General features: G+C 44.3%; 17 protein-coding genes and 1 tRNA gene. 15 read left to right on the top strand and 3 right to left on the bottom strand.

Annotated elements, in window-relative coordinates; all coding sequences use genetic code 11:
• The first annotated feature begins 164 nt into the window (after positions 1-164).
• From J8L84_RS06950 to nusG, 5 genes are all read left to right on the top strand, one after another.
• Positions 165-779, top strand: coding sequence for an RraA family protein (locus J8L84_RS06950; protein ID WP_211070062.1), 615 nt, complete (start codon positions 165-167; stop codon positions 777-779).
• Between the two features lie 88 nt (positions 780-867).
• The gene (locus J8L84_RS06945) at positions 868-2709 is read left to right on the top strand and encodes an ABC transporter ATP-binding protein (RefSeq protein WP_211070061.1); all 1842 of its coding nucleotides are present in this window, start codon (positions 868-870) and stop codon (positions 2707-2709) included.
• A gap of 210 nt (positions 2710-2919) precedes the next feature.
• Positions 2920-2996: transfer RNA gene (locus tag J8L84_RS06940), tRNA-Trp, on the top strand.
• A 58-nt stretch (positions 2997-3054) separates the two neighbouring features.
• Positions 3055-3426, top strand: coding sequence for a preprotein translocase subunit SecE (gene secE, locus J8L84_RS06935; protein ID WP_211070060.1), 372 nt, complete (start codon positions 3055-3057; stop codon positions 3424-3426).
• An 11-nt stretch (positions 3427-3437) separates the two neighbouring features.
• Complete coding sequence (gene nusG / locus J8L84_RS06930; RefSeq protein WP_013786334.1) at positions 3438-3986, top strand: transcription termination/antitermination protein NusG; 549 nt, start codon at positions 3438-3440, stop codon at positions 3984-3986.
• A gap of 113 nt (positions 3987-4099) precedes the next feature.
• Here nusG and J8L84_RS06925 read toward each other — a convergent pair whose 3' ends face one another.
• The 3 genes from J8L84_RS06925 to J8L84_RS06915 form a co-directional block, all read right to left on the bottom strand.
• Positions 4100-6226, bottom strand: a complete 2127-nt coding sequence (locus J8L84_RS06925; RefSeq protein WP_211070059.1) for a hypothetical protein — start codon at positions 6224-6226, stop codon at positions 4100-4102.
• A 918-nt stretch (positions 6227-7144) separates the two neighbouring features.
• A complete protein-coding gene (locus J8L84_RS06920) occupies positions 7145-7405 on the bottom strand; it encodes a Blp family class II bacteriocin (protein ID WP_211070058.1) in 261 nt (86 codons plus the stop codon).
• Positions 7380-7595 carry a hypothetical protein gene (locus J8L84_RS06915; RefSeq protein ID WP_211070057.1) on the bottom strand — a complete coding sequence of 72 codons (216 nt, stop codon included), beginning with the start codon at positions 7593-7595 and terminating at the stop codon, positions 7380-7382. Before J8L84_RS06915 ends, J8L84_RS06920 begins: the two co-directional genes overlap by 26 nt.
• 233 nt (positions 7596-7828) lie before the next feature.
• Here J8L84_RS06915 and rplK point away from each other — a divergent pair, with 233 nt between their 5' ends.
• The 10 genes from rplK to J8L84_RS06865 form a co-directional block, all read left to right on the top strand.
• Positions 7829-8257 (top strand): 50S ribosomal protein L11, encoded by a 429-nt coding sequence (rplK, locus tag J8L84_RS06910; RefSeq protein WP_013786332.1) that lies wholly within the window; start codon positions 7829-7831, stop codon positions 8255-8257.
• 4 nt (positions 8258-8261) lie between these two features.
• On the top strand, positions 8262-8957 hold the full coding sequence (gene rplA / locus J8L84_RS06905) for a 50S ribosomal protein L1 (protein ID WP_211070056.1): 696 nt from the start codon (positions 8262-8264) through the stop codon (positions 8955-8957).
• Positions 8958-9259: 302 nt separating this feature from the next.
• Positions 9260-9778 (top strand): 50S ribosomal protein L10, encoded by a 519-nt coding sequence (gene rplJ, locus J8L84_RS06900; protein WP_013786330.1) that lies wholly within the window; start codon positions 9260-9262, stop codon positions 9776-9778.
• 59 nt (positions 9779-9837) lie between these two features.
• Positions 9838-10212 carry a 50S ribosomal protein L7/L12 gene (rplL, locus tag J8L84_RS06895; protein ID WP_211070055.1) on the top strand — a complete coding sequence of 125 codons (375 nt, stop codon included), beginning with the start codon at positions 9838-9840 and terminating at the stop codon, positions 10210-10212.
• A 322-nt stretch (positions 10213-10534) separates the two neighbouring features.
• A complete protein-coding gene (gene rpoB / locus J8L84_RS06890) occupies positions 10535-14563 on the top strand; it encodes a DNA-directed RNA polymerase subunit beta (protein WP_211070054.1) in 4029 nt (1342 codons plus the stop codon).
• 81 nt (positions 14564-14644) lie between these two features.
• Complete coding sequence (gene rpoC / locus J8L84_RS06885) at positions 14645-18811, top strand: DNA-directed RNA polymerase subunit beta' (RefSeq protein WP_211070053.1); 4167 nt, start codon at positions 14645-14647, stop codon at positions 18809-18811.
• A 307-nt stretch (positions 18812-19118) separates the two neighbouring features.
• A complete protein-coding gene (rpsL, locus tag J8L84_RS06880; RefSeq protein ID WP_013786326.1) occupies positions 19119-19493 on the top strand; it encodes a 30S ribosomal protein S12 in 375 nt (124 codons plus the stop codon).
• 74 nt (positions 19494-19567) lie between these two features.
• Positions 19568-20038, top strand: a complete 471-nt coding sequence (rpsG, locus tag J8L84_RS06875) for a 30S ribosomal protein S7 (RefSeq protein WP_013786325.1) — start codon at positions 19568-19570, stop codon at positions 20036-20038.
• Positions 20039-20065: 27 nt separating this feature from the next.
• Complete coding sequence (gene fusA, locus J8L84_RS06870; protein WP_211070052.1) at positions 20066-22171, top strand: elongation factor G; 2106 nt, start codon at positions 20066-20068, stop codon at positions 22169-22171.
• Positions 22172-22234: 63 nt separating this feature from the next.
• Positions 22235-22432: GTP-binding protein (locus J8L84_RS06865; protein WP_247670628.1), on the top strand; the 198-nt coding region annotated here is incomplete at its 3' end.

Here is a 22432-nt window from a genome sequence, read left to right as displayed (position 1 = left end):
ACAGTATTCTCTTACCGTAATATTTATCACGCTCCTTCCATTAGAAAAAGCACTTATAGTGAAAATACATAGCTTGTAACAACTTCTGTATATAATTTCGATATATTGGTCACATTGGGATAGCAACACGCCTTTGCACTTCATTTAACGCTGAAGGAATTAATATGAAGCAATACGATACAGTATCACCATGTGAATACGCCGATGCACTGCCACGAGAGCAGTTTATGGATTATAGAATCAAGCCGTTGTGGCAACCTATACCACGTATTGCTGGGCCAGCCTTCACAGTGAAATGCGAGGCGGGCGATCACCTTATGCTTCACGCAGCGATTTATCGCGCAAAAGCAGGCGATATTATCGTGGTTGAGGCTGATGATAAATTCGCAGTGGCTGGCGGTAACGTGTGTGCAATTGCACAGTCTAGAGGCATCAAAGGGTTTGTTATCGACGGTGTCATTAGAGACTTAGCAGAAACCACAGACAATCAGTTCCCGGTCTTTGCCCTTGGTGTAGTGCCTAAGCCAGGTGCCAAAAAGTGTATATCGCCTCTTAATCAGCCTATTCAATGTGGCGGAGTGACGGTGAATGCGGGTGACATTATTGTGGCTGACGAAGAAGGTATTGCGGTAATACCGCAGGCGCAAGCACAAGAAGCCTTTGATATAGCCTTTGCTCGGGGCGAGAAAGATGCTGCGATGAATCTTCAGCAGTGGCAAGCGCAGCATAGCGAAAAGGTAGAGAGCATTTTGAAAAACTTAGGCTACAAAGATGAGTAAGTCGATGTTTTAAACCCGAGTATTGAACATATCGTGTAGAATGACGTAATTAAACGAAGTTGATGTAGAACGACACGAGTTTTGTTGCATGTTTTCATTTTTTGAACGATTAACACAGCCTTTCCCTAAAGCCCCGCCAGGGCAGCCCCCAACAGGTATCGTTGCCTTTTGTAAGTACTACACGCAAGGTATGTGGGGCGTTATCGCGACCGTCTCTATTTTAAGTGCCATTGTGGCGGTGCTTGAAGTCGCGTTGTTCGGTTTTTTGGGCCAATTAGTAGATTGGTTTTCAGAACAAAATCGAGAAACCTTTTTAGCTGAACAAAAATGGACCTTAATTGGCATGGCGGTCACCGTACTGGTGCTGATTCCAGGCTTTATATTGTTGCGTTCATTATTTTCACGCCAGTCGCTGATGGGGAATTTCCCTATGCGTATTCGCTGGCAAGCCCACCGCTATTTATTAGGCCAAAGCTTAACCTTTTTTCACGATGAGTTTGCGGGCCGCGTGGCCACAAAAGTAATGCAAACCGCGCTATCGGTACGTGAAACCGTAACAAAAGTGCTCGATTTACTGGTATACATCAGCGTCTACTTTATCTCAATGGTGGTACTGGTGTTCAGTACCGATTGGCGCTTAGCTGTGCCGCTTGTGGTGTGGTTCTTTGTGTACATGTTCATCTTGCGCATGCTGGTACCTAAACTTAAAGAGGTATCGCAAAAACAAGCTGACGCTAGGTCTATGATGACGGGGCGAATAGTTGATAGTTACACCAATATCACCACAGTAAAGTTATTTTCCCACAGCCGCCGAGAAGCTGACTACGCTAGAGAAAGCATGGATGGCTTTTTACAAACCGTTTATCCCCAAATGCGTTTAGTAACGGTATTAGAATTTTGCGTAGAGATGTCGAATGCCATTTTGGTCTTTACGATTGGCGCATTGTCTGTTTATTTATGGATGGAAAACCTAGCATCACCTGGCGATATTGCTATTGCGATTAGTTTATCTCTTCGCCTAAATGGGATGTCCCATTGGATCATGTGGGAAGTATCCGGCTTGTTTGAAAATCTAGGTACGGTGCAAGACGGCATGAATACCTTAGCGCAACCTATCGCAGTAAAAGATAAGCCTAAAGCGACAGCGCTTAGCGTACAGGGTGGCGGGATTAAATTTGATAACGTAGACTTTGCCTACGCAGGTGCCGATAACCAACCCATTGATGTATTTTCTAACCTAGAACTTGCTATTCACCCAGGGGAAAAAGTAGGTTTGGTAGGGCGCTCAGGTTCCGGCAAATCCACATTAGTTAATTTGCTGATGCGATTTTATGATACCCAATCGGGGCGCATTGTTATTGATGGGCAAGATATCACGCAAGTAGGCCAAGAAACCTTGCGGGCTAAAATTAGCATGGTGACCCAAGATACCTCGCTAATGCATAGGTCAGTGCGTGACAATATTCTTTATGGGCGTACCAACGCCAGCGAAGAAGAAATGATAAACGCAGCCAAGTTATCCGAAGCTCATGAATTTATACTTACCCTTACCGACAGCCAAGGTAGAACAGGCTATGACGCCCATGTGGGCGAACGTGGTGTGAAACTATCCGGTGGCCAACGTCAACGTATTGCTATCGCCCGTGTGCTATTGAAAGACGCACCTGTATTAATCTTAGATGAAGCCACTTCTGCGTTAGACTCAGAAGCTGAAGCCGCTATTCAAGCAAGCCTAGATAAGGTTATGGAAGGAAAAACTGTATTGGCTATTGCACACAGGCTCTCAACGATTGCGCAAATGGACCGATTGTTAGTGTTAGAAAAAGGACAGATAGTAGAGCAGGGGACACATGCCGAATTAATTGCACATAATGGTATTTACGCCAAGTTATGGGCACATCAAACAGGCGGCTTTATTGGCGTGGAATAGTTTTTCACTGAGATAACGAGTTAAACGGCACAGTAAGTTGCAGAACAACTTGCACTGAGGGTATTACCACCAACATGGTTAACAAAAACCTTGTGCCGTTTGTTATCTTGAGTATAATACGCGTCCCTCCCTTGCGATACCGCACTTTCCATTGAAATGACGCTGAATTCCCAAGGGTAGTGTAAGTAAAATTTGTGAGTTAAACACCACAGGGGTGTAGTTCGAATTGGTAGAACAGCGGTCTCCAAAACCGATGGTTGGGGGTTCGAGTCCCTCCACCCCTGCCAAATTACAAGTTCGCGTGTTAGCGCGAGCAAAACGACGCTGTAGTGCTAGGATCGTGACATGAGCGAAAAGACGGAAAATCAGTCCAATGCATTGGACATGTTTAAATGGGTAGTGGTATTTGCCCTACTTGCTGGATTGGTTACGGCCAACACAGTGTTCGGTGAAATTTCAGTATTATATCGTGCAGTTACTGCAGTAGTGGTAGTGGTTATTGCTGGCTTTATTGCAGCATCAACGGTTAAAGGCAGTACTTTCCTTAGCTTTGCTAAAGAGTCGCGTACTGAAGTTCGCAAAGTAGTATGGCCGACCCGTCAAGAAGCAAACCAAACTACTATCATCGTACTTGCGGCAACGTTGGTAATGGCATTAATCCTTTGGGGATTAGACGGCATTATCGTTCGTGTTGTAGGCTTTATCACTGGAATATAGGAGCATAACGTATGTCCGAAGAAGAAATTAAAAAAAGATGGTACGTAGTACAAGCATATTCTCAGTACGAAGGTCGCGTTCAAAAAACGTTACTTGAATATATTAAGATGCACGGCATGGAAGAGCACTTTGGTCAGATTTTAGTTCCGACTGAAGAAGTTGTTGAAATGCGCGCTGGCCAAAAGCGCAAATCTGAGCGTAAGTTTTACCCAGGTTACGTTTTGGTAGAAATGGCAATGAACGAAGAATCTTGGCACTTAGTGAAAAGCGTTCCTCGTGTACTTGGTTTCATCGGTGGTACTTCTGATCGCCCTATGCCAATTACCCAAAAAGAAGCAGACGCCATTCTTAACCGTCTTGAAGAGTCAGTTGATAAGCCTAAGCCGAAGACATTGTTCGAGCCAGGCGAAGTGGTTCGCGTTACAGACGGTCCATTTGCCGATTTCAACGGTGTGGTAGAAGAAGTAGACTACGAAAAGAGCCGCGTAAAAGTGTCGGTACTTATCTTCGGTCGTTCTACACCGGTAGACTTAGAATTCGGTCAGGTAGAAAAGGGTTAATCCTAGCTACTTACCAAAAAAAGACGGGCTACCGTCTTTTTTTATGTCTGAAATTCAAGATTGGAAGACTCGTCCGAATCCTCGTTTCAATAGTGGATAAGTAATCGACAGCATTACAGTTTCAGAAGCGCTCTTTCGCCGGAGTTCACGTCAATAACAATAATGCCCTCTAGCGCCTTATCGGAAACAAACAGCCTGCCTGTACTTGCATGATAAACCATATCAGAAGCCCCAGATAATGGGAGTGTAGCTGACTTATTAACTAATACAGAGCTTTCACCCGTATCCACATTTACACTCAATACTTGGTCTGTAAAGCTCGAAGTTGTAAGTAGCTGTGCGTTTAAAGAATGAAATGCACTTACGGTCTTGCCGTGTAACGTTAACCCGCCATCGCCATCCCCATTAAGAATGAATTGTCTGTTACCTGTTGCTAAATCGACGGAAATAACTTCATTTTGATTAAAGAAATAACCTGATTGGTTAACGATAAGTCTGTTGTTGCTCGTATCTACAAATAAGTCGTTTGGACGTCGGGCAGGGGGCCCTTCTGAATCAGGCTCATTATTGTTGAAAACGTAATGAATATCGCCAGATTCTCTATTTACGCCGTACGCGCTCATGTATAAATCGTCATATACATAGAGGTATTGAGATGAAACATCATAAGCAAACTCAAAAAAGCTGCTGTATGGATCAGCTAAAGAGCCTGCCTCATAGATAAATTCTATATCACCAGAAATGAGTTCAACTTGAGAGAATACACCGCGATTTTCTCTATGCTCAAGAACGATAAGGTGATTGGTAATCTCATCAAACTCTATACTTTGTATATTGTGGAGCTGACAATCTTGGGGTGGTAGACAGACCTCTGCTGTTACAAACTCGGCGGTTGTTGAAGAAATGCCAGTCGACATATCGACTCTATACAAATTATGATGATCTGCTGCATAAAGAATGTTGTTTGTTTCGTCCAACGTGAGTGTATTCAAACCGGAAAACGTATTACCAAGCATCGTCTCTGGCAATTTAGTCAATGTGTCAGAGCCAACACTCCTTTTAAGCACAACATCGAGTTCTGCATCTAATATCCACTCATTCTGTCTATCAGGGTCAAACACCATACTTGATGAAGTACTAAGATTTTCCTCATAAATCGAATCGATGCTCAAAGAGTAGCTTGAAAGGTCAATATTGAGGGTGCCAGATACAACTTCGCCGCTTTCGATATTAAATAAAGCAAGCAGACCAATACCCGAGCCGTCAGGATTTAATGTTAAATCCATTCCCCGTTTTAAAGTAATCTCAGTGTTAGCGCCCAAATCTACGAGCTCGTTTATGGCTCCATTAATTAAGTCAACGCTAAACAAAATATGCTCATCATTGTCCATGTAATAAAGAGTTTTTGAGGTTAAATCCCAAACGCTTATGCTGCTCTCGTCAAAATAAACGCCTTTATCAAATAGCGGCACTGAGGCACGAGATGAAAGGTCTATTTCGAGTACTTCGCCGCTATCTACTAAAACATATAAATGATTTTGGGCATTATCATAAGCAATGTCGAAGGGAGTACCATTTAGAAAGTCTGAATCAAATAAACTAGTTCTTTCACCAGAGGTTAAATTAATACTTATGACACCTTGTTCGCTAGCGACGTATAGGATGCTCCCTTCACTATTATATGATGCAGCTTTAGCGGTGAGTAAAGAGTGAGATAAACTAGATAAATTGGCAGAAGAAAGAACAGAAAATGCATTGCTATTTAAGTCTAGCGCGAGCAAATTATCTTGGAACGAATCGCCTATCAAAAGTCGATTATTCTGCACATCTAAGACGCCAAAGGTGGGGGACTCAAGTTGAGGGGAGATAGATTCGTTATCTATCTGGTACGCCTGAGAGCCGATTAATTCTTGGTCATTATAGGCTTCAATCGTAATGGTGTTTAGACCATCTTCTATAGGAACGCTTACTTCCCAGCGGTTGCTTGATAAATCTATACTCGCGGATACTCCGTTTACGAGTACTTCAGAAATGTCGTCGGTAGTGATGGTGTCGGAAGTATCAATATCAGAAAAAATCCCCACAACAGATGTTTGTGTTTTTCCGGCAACATTGGCGTTCGCGATAGGGTATTGCATAGACAACGCAATGGACGAAGCATTGTCCTGAGTATCAGTGCTATCACTATTACAACCAGCAAGTAATAGACACAAAGAAGCACTGGCTAAACGTATATTCATATTAAGTCCTTTTAATTATTGTGAAGCGCTTTTCTCTTCACCGTACTAGTAACTGTTTTAGTCACCGTACTGTTATGTGATACTCACTGTAAAAGCGCTTAATCAAAACTAACAATATCAATATAGATAAGAAAGGATATTCGATAAGGATGTGCGCATTTATAGGCTATAAGATGAAATGACCTGAGAAGGTTGCCAAAAATATGAAAGTAAACAGTGTAAGATCTGCTACCCAAGGCTTAATGTTTGGCGCGTCACTAATGGCTTGCCAAAATTTGAGTTTTAACTTCCGCTTTATTAAATAATTGACGACACCAGTTAACAGTAACCAGATTAACATACGTGCTATCAGTTCCATTTTAATGCTATTTTATTGCACGAAATCAAATGACTCAACGCGTAACAAGATAGTGGTATCGTCGTACTTGCAGCTAGACAGGTAAAGGCACTAATCCGTTGCAAATTAGACGGCATCGACGTTCGCGTTGTGGGCTTTTTTCTTTTAGAGAGCATGGTGTTAAATTTTAATCTAGATGTTCAAGTCATATTTTGGAATCGTAAGATCGGGAATGAACAATCTTACCGTTTGGTTTTTAGATAAAAAGGGAATCGGTAGTTTATAATAAACGTAACCGTTGCGGCCGCTATCACACACCATTTATATTCATCGATAAACAATAACCCAAAAGATAGCGTTGAGATAAATAAAGTTGTTGGTACGAGTATGCGGCTAACGTTAAAATATTCGAGTTTGCTCATATGCAATTGAGGCCGAATTAATCGAACCCAAAGAATTACAGCTACGCCCAAATGATTAAATAGTAATATAAAACTATTATTTGCAATAAACGCACTCAATGAGAAGAGGCTCAATATGGTACAAGCCAAATAAAGCCTCTGGTTAGGTGATAAATTCACTTATTCATCCATCGTTTCGTCATAGTCCGATATTGCATCAGCAGCACCGACAATAGTACCTATACCAGTACCAATCAGGCCACCTATTAAGGCGCCTACTGGACCGCCGTATGCGCCTAGAGCGACGCCTATGCCAGCCCCAGTTGCAGCACCTTCTATACCACCCTCAAAGGCAGCTTGTGATATGTTTCCACCCGAGACCGAGGCAATTTGCTCGTCAGAAAGAACTAATAGATTATTCGTCATCGGTAAAATACTCATATGCAGCCCCTATTGTCGCACCAGTAGCAATAACACCTAATGCAACTGGAAATGTAACTGTAAAGCCAACCGCTATAGCAACACCTATGCCCGTTGCTCCTATACCTCCCCCTGTAAGTCCACCTGAGGCGACATCCCATCCATCTCCACCTGATACAAAGTTGATGTCTTCTTGTGTAAGTAACTCCATATAACGTTCTCCAAATAGTTAATTTAAAATTACGCGACAGCGCGTTAAAAATATTCCGCTATTCGAAAAAGAAAAAATACTGACCATGAGATCGTTTTTTAGTCACATTTATACTTGCATACCATTTGAACACCTTATATAATGCGCGCCCTTTTAAACGGAAACGGGAAGCCGATTGAGCAGGTAATCTCTGTACTTGCAAGGCGCTATACCCAAACAAGAGAGCATTTAAAATGGCTAAAAAAGTAAGCGGTATTATTAAGCTTCAGGTTGCAGCAGGCGCTGCTAACCCAAGTCCACCAGTTGGTCCTGCACTAGGTCAACACGGTGTGAACATCATGGAATTCTGTAAAGCGTTTAACGCAAAAACAGATAGCCTTGAGAAAGGTGCTCCGGTACCTGTAGAAATTACGGTTTATGAAGATCGTTCTTTCACATTCGAAACTAAGACTCCTCCTGCGTCTTACCTGCTTAAGAAAGCAGCGGGCATCAAGAGCGGTTCTGGCCGTCCTAACACTGAAAAAGTGGGTACTGTTACTCGCGCTCAGTTGGAAGAAATTGCCAAAACTAAAGAACCAGACTTAACTGCAGCTGACCTAGATGCAGCGGTTCGCACTATCGCGGGTTCTGCTCGCTCAATGGGCTTGAACGTAGAGGACTAATCGAATGGCTAAATTATCTAAACGCGCTCGCATTATCCGCGAAAAAACAGACGCGACTAAAGAATACGAAATCAACGAAGCAGTTGCTTTGCTTAAAGAATTAGCGACAGCTAAATTCGCTGAAAGCGTTGACGTTGCAGTAAACCTTGGTATTGACGCTAAGAAATCTGACCAAAACGTTCGTGGTGCAACTGTACTACCTAACGGTACTGGTAAAGACGTTCGCGTTGCAGTATTTACTCAAGGCGCAAACGCTGAAGCAGCTAAAGAAGCTGGTGCTGACATCGTTGGTATGGAAGACCTTGCTGAGCAAGTGAAGAAAGGCGAAATGAACTTTGACGTTGTTGTTGCCAGCCCAGACGCTATGCGTGTTGTTGGTCAACTAGGTCAAATCTTAGGTCCACGTGGCCTAATGCCTAACCCTAAAACGGGTACAGTAACGCCAGACGTTGCTACTGCTGTTAAGAACGCTAAAGCTGGTCAGGTTCGCTACCGTAACGATAAGAACGGTATCATCCATGCTAGCATTGGTAAGATTGCGTTCGAAGCAAACCAAATTCAAGAGAACCTTGAAGCATTACTAGAAGCATTGAAGAAAGCTAAGCCTTCTTCTGCTAAAGGTACTTATATCCAGAAGATCAGCCTAAGCACCACTATGGGCGCTGGCGTATCTGTAGATAAAGCTTCAGTAGGTCTTTAATAGCCTGCCGGGGCAACTCGGTTTCTCTGTAAAGGTAATGGGTTGGAGTCGTCAATACAGCAGTGCTGATTGGCAACTCCCGTCCAAGACCGCAGGTGCGATGTGGTGATAGAGGTAAGAGAACTATCACATTAAACATATCGCTTAATACAACAACCTGCGCAGACGGTGGTTTGACTCAGACTCTCTGGGGTAACAAACACCGTAGAGCGGTATCATCAATTATGTTGATATCAATCTGTGAACCCTGATGGCGTAAACAGGTAACTGTATACAAAGTCAGATACAAAGAGGTGAACTCAGTGGCACTAGGTTTAGCAGCAAAAAAAGAGATCGTAGCAGAAGTTTCTGAAGTTGCGTCTCGCGCTCTATCCGTTGCCGTCGCTGAATACCGTGGGATGGAAGTTGCAGAACTGACTGACCTTCGCGTAAAAGCTCGTGAGCAAGGCGTATACCTTAAGGTTATACGTAACACTCTAGCTAAGCGTGCATTGGCAGACAGTAAATTTGCAGACTTAGATAGCGCCCTTACTGGTCCTCTTATCTACGGCTTCTCAGTTGAGGCACCTGGTGGTGCAGCACGTCTTTTTAAAGACTTTGCGAAGCAAAACGATAAGTTGAACGTAACAGCTCTATCTATTGGTAGTGGTCTTCTTGGTCCAGATAAATTGGACGCAGTTGCTTCACTTCCTACTCGCGACGAAGCGCTTGCAAAACTTCTTGCAACCTTCAAAGCACCGGTTGGGAAATTCGTTCGTACTATCAACGAAGTACCTACCAAGTTTGTGCGCGTATTGGCGGCGATCAAAGACGAGAAGTAATTCCCGTTTTTGGCATATTGATTTTTTTAACATTTTAAAAACCCAGGAGTTTAGACCACATGGCTCTAACTAAAGAAGATATCTTAAACGCGATTGCTGAAATGCCAGTTATGGAATTGGTTGAGCTAATCGAAGCAGCTGAAGAAAAATTCGGTGTTGACGCATCTGCAGCAGTAGCTGTAGCTGGTCCAGCAGCGGGCGAAGCAGCAGCAGTTGAAGAAAAGACTGAGTTTGACGTTGTAATGACTTCATTCGGCGCAAACAAAGTTGCAGTAATCAAAGCAGTTCGCGGCGCGACTGGCCTAGGTCTTAAAGAAGCTAAAGAAGTAGTTGAATCTGCTCCTAAAGCTATCAAAGAAGGCGTAAGCAAAGAAGAAGCTGAAGAACTTAAAGCACAGCTAACTGAAGCTGGCGCTGAAGTTGAAGTTAAGTAATCTATTTGTTTAGATTATTTGCCTGAGACGGCAAGGCTGGTGGTTTTTTAAACCACCAGCCTTTTTGCGCTGTACAGTGTGTAGATTCTAACCCTTGACTACACTACTAAATGCGCACCTCGGAAATTTCACATAAAAGCATAAAACCAACAAGTTAACTAATAATTGGTTAAATTTTGTTGTATGCTGTGATATTGCCCCGAAAAAGGGTTGTGGAAGTTTGTTGCTTATGCGCAATTCAACACGAAGCTCATAGCTTGAAGCACTCGTCGCGATGCATAATGCAGCAGGTTGGGTCATAAATCAGCAGGCTGAGGAACCCATGGTTTACTCTTATAGCGAAAAGAAACGTATCCGTAAGGATTTTGGCAAACGCCCACAGGTATTGGAAATTCCATACCTTCTTTCAATTCAGCTTGATTCTTTCAAAAAGTTTATTGAGATCGACGCCGATGCTCAATACGGCTTGGAAGCAGCATTTCGTTCCGTTTTTCCGATAAAAAGCTACTCAGGTAACTCGGAGCTTCAATATGTTAGCTACCGTTTGGGAGAGCCAGTATTCGACGTTAAAGAATGTCAAATTCGTGGCGTCACATTCTCTGCTCCATTAAGAGTAAAACTACGGTTAGTATTGTTTGATAAAGACGCTGCGCCAGGTACCGTAAAAGACATTAAAGAACAAGAAGTGTACATGGGCGAAATCCCATTGATGACTCAGAACGGTACGTTCGTTATCAATGGTACAGAGCGTGTTATCGTGTCACAACTACACCGTTCACCTGGTGTGTTCTTCGATCACGATAAAGGCAAAACTCACTCGTCAGGAAAAGTGCTTTATAATGCACGTGTAATTCCTTACCGTGGTTCTTGGCTTGATTTCGAGTTCGATCCAAAAGATAACCTGTTTGTTCGTATTGACCGTCGTCGTAAGTTGCCAGCAACAATCATCTTACGCGCGCTTGAAATGACATCAGAAGAAATCTTGGATACGTTCTTCGAGAAAGTCAGTGTACGTATCGATAAAGACAAGTTAATGATGGAAGTGGTGCCAGATCGTCTTCGTGGCGAAACAGCGGCATTTGATATCATTGATGGTGAAGGTAATGTTGTTGTTGAAACCGGTCGTCGTGTATCTGCACGTCACACCCGTGCGCTTGAAAAAGCGGGTTTAACTGAACTTGAAGTTCCAGCAGATTATCTAATCGGTCGCGTATTCGCGGCAACGTACGTAAATGAAGATACTGGCGAAGTTATCGTTAGCGCTAACGAAGAGTTAACGCTTGAGAACTTAGCGGCACTTAGCCAAGCTGGTATTAAAGAGTTCGAAACACTGTACATTAATGAATTGGACCACGGTTCATACATTTCTGACACATTGCGTATCGACTCTTCAACAAACCGCCTAGAAGCGCTTGTTGAAATTTACCGCATGATGCGTCCTGGTGAGCCACCAACAAAAGACGCAGCAGAAACCTTATTCCAAAACCTTTTCTTCTCTGATGAGCGTTATGATCTATCTTCTGTAGGTCGTATGAAGTTCAACCGCCGTTTAGGCCGTGAAGAATTGATTGGTTCAGGCACCCTAGATAAAGACGATATTGTTTCTGTAATGAAGCAACTTATCGAGATTCGTGACGGTAAAGACGAAGTGGACGATATCGACCACTTGGGTAACCGCCGTATCCGTTCTGTGGGTGAAATGGCTGAAAACCAATTCCGTGTTGGTTTAGTACGTGTTGAGCGTGCTGTTAAAGAGCGTCTAAGCTTAGGCGACCTTGATAGCATTATGCCGCAAGACCTAATTAACGCTAAGCCTATCTCGGCTGCGGTTAAAGAGTTCTTCGGTTCATCACAGCTTTCTCAGTTCATGGACCAAAACAACCCGTTATCAGAAGTAACGCATAAGCGTCGTATTTCTGCATTAGGCCCGGGTGGTCTTACGCGTGAGCGTGCAGGCTTCGAAGTACGTGACGTACACCCTACGCACTACGGTCGTCTGTGTCCTATCGAGACTCCTGAAGGTCCAAACATCGGTTTGATCAACTCATTGGCGAGTTTCGCACGCACCAATGACTTTGGTTTCCTTGAAACGCCGTTCCGTCGCATTGTTGATGGTGTGGTAAGTGAAGAAATCGATTACTTGTCTGCAATTGAAGAAGGTCAATTCGCAATTGCACAGGCAAACATTGTTTTAACCGCAAACGGTGAGCTAGTAGACGACCTTATTCCATGTCGTCACCGTGGTGAAACCACCTTGATGCCGAAAGAAGACATCAAGTACATGGACGTTTCTCCACAGCAAATCGTTTCAATCGCTGCGAGTATCATTCCGTTCCTAGAACACGATGATGCTAACCGCGCATTGATGGGTGCGAACATGCAACGTCAGGCTGTACCTACATTACGTGCTGATAAGCCGCTTGTTGGTACCGGTATGGAAAGAACCATTGCTGTTGACTCAGGTGTTACTGTAGTTGCTAAGCGTGGTGGTAGAGTTGACTATGTTGACGCTAGCCGTATCGTTATTAAAGTAGAAGAAGATGAAATGCTTCCTGGTGAAGCAGGTATCGACATCTACAACCTGACTAAATACACTCGTTCTAACCAGAACACCTGTATCAATCAGCGTCCTACTTGTAGCGTAGGCGACCCGATTGTTGCTGGCGATGTATTGGCTGACGGTCCATCTACTGACTTGGGCGACCTTGCTCTTGGTCAGAACATGCGTATCGCGTTCATGCCTTGGAACGGTTATAACTTCGAGGATTCAATCCTTATCTCTGAGCGTGTGGCTCAGGAAGACCGTTTCACCACTATCCACATTCAAGAACTAAGCTGTATTGCTCGTGATACTAAGCTTGGGCCAGAAGAAATATCTTCTGATATTCCGAATGTTGGCGAATCTGCACTAAGCAAACTTGATGAATCAGGTGTTGTTTACATTGGTGCAGAAGTGAAAGGCGGCGACATTCTGGTAGGTAAAGTAACACCTAAAGGTGAAACTCAGCTTACGCCAGAAGAAAAACTATTAAGAGCAATCTTCGGTGAGAAAGCGTCTGACGTTAAAGATACGTCACTACGTGTGCCTAACTCTGTTCACGGTACGGTTATCGACGTTCAAGTCTTTACCCGTGACGGCGTAGAGAAAGACAAACGTGCGCTTGAAATTGAAGACATGCAACTTCGTCAGGTTAAGAAAGACCTTACTGACGAATTTGAAATTCTTGCTGACGGTATCTTTGCTCGTGCACAAAACGCATTACTACGCTCTGGTGTTGATCAAGCTAAGCTTGACAGCCTACCGCGTGAGAAGTGGTTTGAAATTGCATTAAACGACGAAGACGTACAGCTTGAGATCGACCAAATTGCTGATCAGCACGCAGAAATCAAAGAAGACTTCGATAAGAAGTTTGAAACTAAGCGTCGCAAGATCACACAAGGCGATGACCTAGCACCTGGTGTCCTTAAAATTGTTAAGGTTTACCTAGCTGTTAAACGTCATATCCAGCCTGGTGATAAGATGGCCGGTCGTCACGGTAACAAAGGTGTAATTTCAACGATTCAGCCTGTGGAAGATATGCCATATGATGCTAACGGTACGCCGGTAGACATCGTATTGAACCCACTAGGTGTACCATCGCGGATGAACATCGGTCAGATCCTAGAAACGCATATGGGTATGGCTGCTCACGGTCTTGGTGTGAAAATCGACCGCATGCTGAAAGAGCATGAAGAGATGCAGAAGCTTCGTAACTTCTTAAAAGAAATTTATGAGCTTGGCGAAAATCACCAAGAAGTGGACATCGATAACTTCACCGACCACGAAATTACACGTCTTGCAAACAACCTACGTAAGGGTGTTCCAATTGCAACACCTGTATTCGACGGTGCACGTGAATCTGAAATTAAGGAAATGTTGAAGTTAGCTGACATTCCTGAAAGCGGTCAGATTTCGTTGTTCGACGGTCGTACTGGTCGCGAGTTTGAGCGTCCGGTTACGGTTGGTTACATGTACATGCTGAAACTGAACCACTTGGTTGACGACAAAATGCACGCTCGTTCAACTGGTTCGTACAGCCTTGTTACACAACAGCCGCTGGGTGGTAAAGCTCAGTTCGGTGGTCAGCGCTTCGGAGAGATGGAAGTGTGGGCCCTTGAAGCTTACGGTGCAGCATATACCCTTCAGGAAATGCTTACTGTTAAGTCGGATGATGTTAACGGCCGTACTAAGATGTACAAGAACATCGTCGATGGTGACCACAGAATGGAACCTGGCATGCCAGAATCATTCAACGTATTACTTAAAGAAATCCGCTCGTTGGGTATTAACATCGAGTTGGAAGAGAAGTAACACGGCAATCGCCACGTTATGACAAGAGATGGCCCGGCGCTTGCGCCGGGTTCTAGAGACTGACTCCGCTGGGAGAGTAATGTGAAAGACTTATTAAAGTTTCTAAAGCAACAAAACAAGACCGAAGAATTCGATAATATTCGAATCGGTCTTGCTTCACCTGACATGATTCGTTCATGGTCTTTTGGTGAAGTTAAGAAGCCAGAAACAATTAACTACCGTACGTTCAAACCAGAACGTGACGGCCTGTTTTGTGCGCGTATTTTCGGACCAGTTAAAGACTACGAATGTCTTTGTGGTAAGTATAAGCGTCTGAAGCACCGTGGTGTTATATGTGAAAAATGTGGTGTTGAAGTAACCCTAACTAAAGTACGTCGTGAGCGTATGGGTCACATTGAACTGGCAAGCCCAGTTGCACACATCTGGTTCCTTAAATCACTTCCGTCTCGTATCGGCTTAATGCTTGATATGACACTTCGTGATATTGAACGTGTACTATATTTTGAATCTTACGTAGTAACCGAGCCGGGTATGACTACCCTTGAGCGCAGCCAACTTCTTAACGAAGAAGATTACTTGGATGCACTTGAAGAGCACGGTGACGAGTTTGACGCAAAAATGGGTGCTGAAGCCGTATTTGACCTTTTAAAAGTGTTAGATGTAGATGCTGACGTAGCTTCTATGCGTGAAGAGTTGCCTTCAATCAACTCTGAAACTAAGCGTAAGAAAATCACTAAGCGTCTTAAGTTGCTTGAATCATTCCAACAGTCTGGCAACAAGCCAGAGTGGATGATCTTGACTGTACTTCCAGTACTTCCGCCGGATCTTCGTCCGTTGGTACCACTGGACGGTGGTCGATTTGCAACATCTGACCTGAACGATTTATACCGTCGTGTTATCAACCGTAACAACCGTCTTAAGCGTCTTCTAGACCTTGCGGCGCCTGACATTATCGTACGTAACGAAAAGCGTATGCTTCAGGAAGCGGTAGATGCACTTCTAGATAACGGTCGTCGTGGCCGCGCTATCACAGGTTCTAACAAACGTCCTCTTAAATCACTTGCCGATATGATTAAAGGTAAGCAAGGTCGTTTCCGTCAGAACTTACTTGGTAAGCGTGTTGACTACTCTGGTCGTTCTGTAATTACTGTTGGTCCTACATTACGTCTTCATCAATGTGGTCTTCCTAAGAAAATGGCACTTGAGTTATTCAAGCCGTTTATCTACGGAAAACTTGAAGGTCGTGGTTTAGCAACAACTATCAAAGCAGCGAAGAAGCTGGTTGAACGTGAAGCACCAGAGGTATGGGACGTACTAGACGACGTTATCCGTGAACACCCTGTTATGCTTAACCGTGCACCAACACTTCACCGTTTGGGTATCCAGGCATTTGAACCAACCCTTATCGAAGGTAAAGCGATTCAGCTTCACCCACTAGTATGTGCGGCCTACAACGCCGATTTCGATGGTGACCAAATGGCTGTACACGTGCCGCTGACTATTGAAGCTCAGCTTGAAGCACGTGCGTTGATGATGTCGACCAACAACATTCTGTCTCCTGCAAATGGTGAGCCTATCATCGTTCCTTCACAGGACGTTGTATTGGGTCTTTATTACCTAACCCGTGACAAAGTGAACGGCTTAGGCGAGGCAATGGTATTTACCAGCCCGAATGAAGCAGAAAAAGCATACCGCACAGGTAACGCAGAACTTCACTCACGCGTTAAAGTACGTATCTCTGAATACGACATTGACGAAGATGGCGTGAAGACTGAGAAAGTAACACTAACAGATACTACTGTTGGTCGTGCGATTTTCTCACTGATGCTACCTAAAGGTTTGCCGTTTGAAATTATCAACCAGGCAATGGGCAAAAAGCAGATTTCACGTTTGCTAAATGCTTGTTACCGTACACTGGGTCTTAAAGACACAGTAATCGCTGCTGACCAAATCATGTATACCGGTTTCCACTACGCAATGATTGCGGGTGCATCTGTTGGTATCGATGACATGGTAATTCCAGCTGCGAAGAAAGATATTATCGACGCTGCAGAAGCGGAAGTTATCGAGATCCAGGAACAGTTCCAAAATGGTCTTGTAACAGCCGGTGAGCGCTACAACAAAGTTATCGATATCTGGTCAAATGCCAACGAAAAAGTTGCCAAGGCCATGATGGATAACCTTAAGACTGACATCGTAATTAACCGCGATGGCGAAGAAGAAGAGCAAACCTCATTTAACTCTGTTTATATGATGGCCGACTCTGGTGCTCGTGGTAGTGCCGCACAGATTCGTCAGCTAGCTGGTATGCGTGGTCTGATGGCTAAGCCAGATGGCTCAATCATCGAAACGCCAATTACGGCTAACTTCCGTGAAGGTCTTAACGTACTTCAGTACTTCATCTCTACTCACGGTGCGCGTAAAGGTCTAGCCGATACAGCACTTAAGACTGCGAACTCGGGTTACCTAACTCGTCGTCTAGTAGATGTTGCACAAGATTTGGTAATTACTAACGACGACTGTGGCACCTTCGGTGGTGTTACGATGACACCGCTAATTGAAGGTGGTGACGTAGTAGAACCACTTCGTGAGCGTGTACTAGGCCGTGTAGTTGCAGAAGATGTAGTTAAACCAGGTACGACAGAAGTATTGGTTGAGCGTAATGTGTTACTAGACGAAGCGCTAGTAGACATGCTTGAAGCAAACTCTGTTGACCAAATTCAAGTACGCTCGGTTATCACTTGTGATAACGATTTTGGTGTGTGTGCAAACTGTTATGGTCGTGACCTTGCTCGCGGACATATGGTTGGAAGCGGTGAGTCTGTGGGTGTTATTGCCGCACAGTCAATCGGTGAACCAGGTACACAGCTTACCATGCGTACGTTCCACATCGGTGGTGCGGCATCACGAGCTTCTGCTGAGAACAGCGTTCAGGTTAAAACTGCGGGTAGCCTTAAGCTACACAATGAAAAATCAGTACGTAACTCAGACGGCAAAGTGGTTATTGTTTCTCGTTCAACAGAACTTACTGTTATCGATGAACAAGGTCGTGAGAAAGAGCGTTATAAAGTACCTTACGGTGCTGTACTTAGCGTGGATGACGGTGCAACTATTGCAGCTGGCGACGTTGTTGCTAACTGGGATCCGCATAGTCACCCAATCGTTACTGAACGTGCAGCTAAGATTAGCTTCGCCGACATCGACGACTCTAACACTGAGATGCAACAAGACGAACTAACTGGTCTTACGCGTATCGTAGTTAAAGATCTTGCGAAGAGTAACTCTAAAGAACCTAAACTTATCCTAGAAAGTGATGAGTTCGGTCTTCAAGAGATTCGCCTACCAAGCTTTACCACTATCGAAGCGAAAGAAGGTAAGGTTGCTAACGAAGGTGACGTGTTAGCACGTATACCTCAAGAAAGCTCGAAGACACGTGATATCACGGGTGGTCTACCTCGCGTAGCCGACTTGTTTGAAGCACGTAAGCCTAAAGAGCCAGCTATCCTTGCTGAAGTTTCAGGTACTATTGGTTTCGGTAAAGAAACCAAAGGTAAGAAACGTTTGGTTATCACGCCGCCAGAGGGTGATGCATACGAAGAGATGATTCCAAAATGGCGTCAACTTAACGTGTTTGAAGGTGAGAAAGTAGAACGTGGTGAAGTTATTGCAGATGGCCCTGAGTCACCGCATGATATCTTGCGTCTACGTGGTATCTCTGCTGTAGCAAACTACATCGTGAACGAAGTTCAGGAAGTTTACCGTCTACAGGGTGTAAAAATTAACGATAAGCACATCGAAGTTGTTATTCGTCAGATGTTGCGTAAGTGCGTTATTACCCATTCAGGTGATACTCAGTTCCTTGAAGGCGAGCAAGTTGAAGTGTCTAACGTGAAAGTGACCAACCGTGAAGTTGAAAAACACGGTAAGATCCCAGCGCAGTATGAAACACAACTGCTTGGTATCACTAAAGCGTCGCTATCTACTGAGTCATTCATCTCAGCTGCATCGTTCCAAGAAACAACACGTGTTCTTACCGAAGCTGCAGTTCAAGGTAAAGAAGATGACCTTCGCGGTCTGAAAGAAAACGTAATCGTGGGTCGATTGATCCCAGCGGGTACAGGTTTCGCTTACCATGAACGTCGTGCACAAAGACGTAAAGAAGAAATCGAAGAAATGTCAGTTTCTGCTGCAGATGCAGAACAGGCACTAACCGAAGCGCTTAACGCCGGTGACGACTCAGCCGAATAAGGCATGATCGTAGGAGTACGTTAACGTACTCCTAACAAATTGGCATGTTAAGCTGACAGATTGCAGTTAAATGGCTGCTTAACCTTTGTACAGCTTGACACGCCGAGCTATGATCATTAATATTCCGCGACCCGATTTTGGATGACCTCTAAAAGGCAGAAGAAAATGGGCGCGGTTTTTTGTATCAGAGCTCAGTTAATGCTGACAAGCACAGTATTAACATTGAATGAGTGACGTTAGAAAAGTCGCTTTAATGGACCCAATCAGAGTGATTGGGTTTTTGTAGTTTTTAATCAGGAGCTAGTTAATGGCAACAGTTAACCAGTTAGTCCGCAAGCCGCGCAAAAAGCCCGTTGAAAAAAGCAACGTAGCTGCATTGCAAGCTTGTCCTCAAAGACGCGGTGTATGTACTCGTGTATATACTACTACGCCTAAGAAACCAAACTCTGCACTACGTAAAGTATGTCGTGTACGTCTAACTAACGGTTTTGAAGTTTCTTCATACATCGGTGGTGAAGGTCACAACCTACAAGAGCACAGTGTAGTACTTATCCGTGGTGGTCGTGTTAAAGACTTACCAGGTGTTCGTTATCACACAGTTCGCGGTACATTAGACTGCGCAGGTGTAAACGATCGTAAGCAAGCCCGTTCTAAGTACGGTGCGAAGAAGCCTAAGTCTTAACGGTTCTCCGTTAGTAAGGCCAAACTGAAGTTTAAGAGTTTTGGGTAATTCCTGAATTCATACGGAGAATAGAAATGCCAAGAAGAAGAGTCGTAGGTCAACGTAAAATCCTACCAGAGCCAAAATTTAGCTCACAACTGCTTGCAAAATTCATGAATGTCGTAATGCTTGACGGCAAGAAGTCAGTCGCTGAAAAAATCGTTTACGGTGCGCTCGATATTGTTGCTGAAAAAACCAGCAAAGCTCACCTAGATGTATTCGAAGAAGCACTTGATAACATCCGTCCTACTGTAGAGGTTAAATCTCGTCGTGTAGGTGGTTCAACTTATCAAGTACCAGTAGAAGTTCGTCCAGTTCGTCGTAATGCCCTAGGTATGCGTTGGTTGGTAGATGCTGCTCGTAAACGTGGCGAAAAGTCTATGGCTCAACGCCTAGCTGCTGAAATGATTGATGCATCAGAAAACAAAGGTTCTGCGGTTAAGAAACGTGAAGACGTTCACCGTATGGCCGAAGCAAACAAAGCGTTTGCTCATTACCGTTGGTAATAAACGTAATATAACTGAGAGAGATGTATGCCTCGTAAGACCTCGATTGAGCGTTACCGGAATATTGGTATTGTGGCTCATGTGGACGCGGGTAAAACCACGACCACAGAGAGAGTCCTGTTTTATACAGGGTTGTCTCATAAAATCGGTGAAGTGCATGATGGTGCTGCAACCATGGACTGGATGGAACAAGAGCAGGAGCGTGGTATTACTATCACGTCTGCTGCAACGACTTGTTTCTGGTCAGGCATGGAAAAGCAGTTCGATCAGCATCGTATAAACATTATAGACACGCCAGGACACGTGGACTTTACCATTGAGGTAGAACGTTCATTACGAGTTCTGGATGGGGCTGTAGTGGTTTTTTGCGGGTCTTCTGGGGTTGAACCTCAATCAGAGACAGTCTGGCGACAGGCTGACAAATATGAGGTGCCACGTCTCGTGTTCATCAATAAGATGGACCGAGCTGGCGCCGATTTTGAGCGTGTTGTGGGTCAAATCCGTAAACGCTTAGGCGCAAACTGTGTTCCTATTCAATTGAACATGGGCGCTGAAGAAGAATTCCATGGCGTTATCGATCTTATTAAGATGAAAGCCATAAACTGGAATGCCGAAGACATGGGTATGACTTTTACCTATGAAGATATTCCAGCGCAATATTTAGACAGCGCACAAAAGTATCGTACAGAGATGATTGAAGCAGCTGCTGAAGCCTCTGACGAACTAATGGATAAGTATTTAGAAGGCGAAGAGCTAACTGAAGCTGAAATCCGACTTGGTTTACGTACCCGTACACTGAACAACGAAATTGTTCTTGCCACCTGTGGCAGCGCCTTCAAAAACAAAGGTGTTCAGGCTGTACTAGACGCGGTAGTAGAATACTTACCGTCACCAAGTGAAGTGAAAGCTATTACGGGTGTTTTAGACGATAAAAATGAAACTGAAGCTGAGCGTCATGCAGACGACAGCGAGCCATTCTCGGCCCTGGCATTTAAAATCGCTACCGACCCATTCGTAGGAACGCTGACTTTCTTCCGTTGTTATTCTGGTGTTGTTAATACTGGTGATACGGTATACAACCCGGTGAAAGGTAAACGCGAGCGTTTTGGACGTATAGTTCAAATGCACGCCAAAGACCGTGAAGAAATTAAAGAAGTTCGTGCAGGCGATATCGCCGCAGCCATTGGTCTTAAAGATGTGACCACAGGTGATACGCTTTGCGATCCGAATAATGTCATTACACTAGAGCGTATGGAATTCCCTGACCCGGTAATTTCTATCGCTGTAGAGCCTCGCTCTCAGGCTGACCAAGAAAAGATGGGACTCGCGTTAGGTAAGCTAGCCGCTGAAGATCCGTCATTTAAGGTTAAGACTGATGAAGAGTCTGGCCAAACGATTATCTCTGGTATGGGTGAGCTTCACCTTGATATCATTGTTGATCGTATGAAACGCGAATTTAAGGTTGAATGTAACGTAGGTAAACCTCAGGTTGCTTATCGTGAGACCATTCGTAAGAAAGTAGAAGTTGAAGGTAAATTCGTACGTCAGTCTGGCGGCCGTGGCCAATTTGGTCATGTATGGCTTCGTATTGAGCCACAAGCTGAAGAAGGCGCAGGCTACGAATTTGTTAATGACATCACCGGTGGTGTGGTACCAAAAGAGTTTATACCAGCGGTTGATAAAGGAATTCAGGAGCAGTTGCAAAGTGGTGTTGTAGCAGGGTATCCGGTACTTGATGTAAAGGTAACTTTGTTCGACGGTTCGTACCATGATGTTGACTCTTCTGAAATGGCGTTTAAGATCGCCGGCTCTATGGGTTTCAAAAAAGGCGCCGCAGAAGCAAATCCGGTGTTGCTTGAACCCATGATGAAAGTTGAAGTAACTACTCCAGAAGACTGGATGGGTGATGTGGTTGGTGACCTAAATCGTCGTCGCGGCATGATCGAAGGTATGGAAGAAGGCGTAGCAGGTATTAAAATAGTACGTGCTAAGGTGCCGCTTTCAGAAATGTTCGGGTATGCTACTGACTTGCGTTCACAAACGCAGGGTCGCGCATCATACTCTATGGAGTTCTTCAATTATTCTGAGGCGCCTAAAAATGTGGCGCAGGCTATTATTGAATCTAGAATTTAATCTAAATGAAGGTTCGGTCCGGTCCCGTATTGGGTCGGACTTTTAACTTAGGAAACGAGAAAAATGGCAAAAGAAAAGTTTGAACGTACGAAACCCCATGTAAACGTGGGTACAATCGGCCACGTTGACCACGGAAAAACTACCCTTACTGCAGCTATCACTACTGTTCTTTCAAAGACATACGGTGGTTCAGCTCAGGCTTTCGATCAAATCGATAACGCGCCTGAAGAAAAAGCTCGCGGTATCACCATCTCTACTTCA

It is taken from the genome of Alteromonas sp. MMG017 (genome assembly GCF_018100795.1).
GTDB lineage: Bacteria > Pseudomonadota > Gammaproteobacteria > Enterobacterales > Alteromonadaceae > Alteromonas.
This window is presented reverse-complemented; position numbering and strand designations above follow the sequence as displayed.

Excerpts from the sequence above, each read along its gene's own strand:
- J8L84_RS06950 (WP_211070062.1), top strand. The coding sequence starts at position 165 with ATGAAGCAATACGATACAGTATCACCATGTGAATACGCCGATGCACTG.
- J8L84_RS06945 (WP_211070061.1), top strand. The coding sequence starts at position 868 with ATGTTTTCATTTTTTGAACGATTAACACAGCCTTTCCCTAAAGCCCCG.
- secE (WP_211070060.1), top strand. The coding sequence starts at position 3,055 with ATGAGCGAAAAGACGGAAAATCAGTCCAATGCATTGGACATGTTTAAA.
- nusG (WP_013786334.1), top strand. The coding sequence starts at position 3,438 with ATGTCCGAAGAAGAAATTAAAAAAAGATGGTACGTAGTACAAGCATAT.
- J8L84_RS06925 (WP_211070059.1), bottom strand. The coding sequence starts at position 6,226 with ATGAATATACGTTTAGCCAGTGCTTCTTTGTGTCTATTACTTGCTGGT.
- J8L84_RS06920 (WP_211070058.1), bottom strand. The coding sequence starts at position 7,405 with ATGAGTATTTTACCGATGACGAATAATCTATTAGTTCTTTCTGACGAG.
- J8L84_RS06915 (WP_211070057.1), bottom strand. The coding sequence starts at position 7,595 with ATGGAGTTACTTACACAAGAAGACATCAACTTTGTATCAGGTGGAGAT.
- rplK (WP_013786332.1), top strand. The coding sequence starts at position 7,829 with ATGGCTAAAAAAGTAAGCGGTATTATTAAGCTTCAGGTTGCAGCAGGC.
- rplA (WP_211070056.1), top strand. The coding sequence starts at position 8,262 with ATGGCTAAATTATCTAAACGCGCTCGCATTATCCGCGAAAAAACAGAC.
- rplL (WP_211070055.1), top strand. The coding sequence starts at position 9,838 with ATGGCTCTAACTAAAGAAGATATCTTAAACGCGATTGCTGAAATGCCA.
- rpoB (WP_211070054.1), top strand. The coding sequence starts at position 10,535 with ATGGTTTACTCTTATAGCGAAAAGAAACGTATCCGTAAGGATTTTGGC.
- rpsL (WP_013786326.1), top strand. The coding sequence starts at position 19,119 with ATGGCAACAGTTAACCAGTTAGTCCGCAAGCCGCGCAAAAAGCCCGTT.
- rpsG (WP_013786325.1), top strand. The coding sequence starts at position 19,568 with ATGCCAAGAAGAAGAGTCGTAGGTCAACGTAAAATCCTACCAGAGCCA.
- fusA (WP_211070052.1), top strand. The coding sequence starts at position 20,066 with ATGCCTCGTAAGACCTCGATTGAGCGTTACCGGAATATTGGTATTGTG.